This is a genomic window from Piscirickettsia salmonis LF-89 = ATCC VR-1361 (assembly GCF_000297215.2).
Taxonomy (GTDB): domain Bacteria; phylum Pseudomonadota; class Gammaproteobacteria; order Piscirickettsiales; family Piscirickettsiaceae; genus Piscirickettsia; species Piscirickettsia salmonis.
This window is the reverse complement of the sequence record NZ_AMFF02000170.1, coordinates 1-1,100: the sequence shown is the minus strand read 5'-3', so window position 1 is coordinate 1,100 and position 1,100 is coordinate 1. Positions and strand designations below refer to the sequence as shown.

1 protein-coding gene is annotated in these 1,100 nt (G+C 35.7%); it reads right to left on the bottom strand.

The features are described from left to right. Positions 1-30: 30 nt before the first annotated feature. Entirely contained in the window at positions 31-843 is an 813-nt protein-coding gene (locus C200_RS12820; protein WP_032126799.1) for a DNA/RNA non-specific endonuclease, read from the bottom strand. Positions 844-1,100: the final 257 nt, after the last annotated feature.

Here is a 1,100-nt window from a genome sequence, read left to right as displayed (position 1 = left end):
TTTCGCAACAGTGCCGTTTTAAGTGTGTTGCTAGCAGCCTAGTAATTTATTTAAGTTACCCACTGGTTTTTTTGCTAACACAGTTAGTCCTTGTGTAAGATTATGAACTTCTTCTAAAGAAGAAACAGTATCGCAATAGTGAGTTTTATTTGTTGCTGTTTGTGGCATAATAAAAGTTGAGGCATAAATTCCATCTTTTTTTATGGTCGCGATCACTTTGAAGTAACCCTGAGGTATCATTAATGTTTCGCTATAATTCGGAAAGGATTTGACTGGCTTTTGATCCTTTTCATAATAGGGGCCTGTAATGACATAAACTGAGCCATATTTTTCAGCATATGTTCTTACTGCATTTTCTAAGCGTTTCCAAGGACCCTGGTTAAGTTTTGATTGTTGGGGAGTGATATTAGATAAATAATTGGTTACGTAATAGTTGTCTGCTCCTTTAAATGACCCTAGGGGTGCTTGGTGGCCACGATCAACATTAAAAAGAGTATTAACTCCTTTATACGCTGAAGGTGGCAAAGTGGAATTTTCAGGTAAAGTTGGATCTCGCTGCCATTTTCTTTTTTGTGATGGACCGTTAATATAATCAGGCCGTACTATGTAGGCAACCCAATCGGCAAACTTAGATTCAGGGTTATTTGCTAAAATAATGATTTTATGATTGGCTATCTGGTCTTTTGGACTGTAGCCAGTGGGGCAAGTATTTAATAGACAAAGGTTGCTATGAGTTAGGGTTGTTTTTTGTTTTTCTTTTATAATGTTTTCTGGTTCTTTAAGTATGTGACACCCTTGTAACAGAGTGGGTAGTAAGGCGAGCCATAATAATTTCTTATTCATAAAAACCATGTTAAATTTATTTAATCAATTTAGTAATCAGAGCATTCTAAGAGATTTATAGTTTTATCATAATATCAAAGTTAGAGTTAAAATTTATATTTTAAACGCGATGCTCAACTTTTAGAGTGATTTGACTTACAAGGGATGAAGTGGCACTTTTAGTTTCAAGCTGTATCGAGAACAAATATTACTGGCGGTAACCGTTCATTGACGAGGCTGTCACAAGGTTGACTAACCGGCACTGTTGCGAAAAGTTA

Coding starts and splice junctions, on each gene's coding strand:
- C200_RS12820 (WP_032126799.1), bottom strand. CDS start 843: ATGAATAAGAAATTATTATGGCTCGCCTTACTACCCACTCTGTTACAA.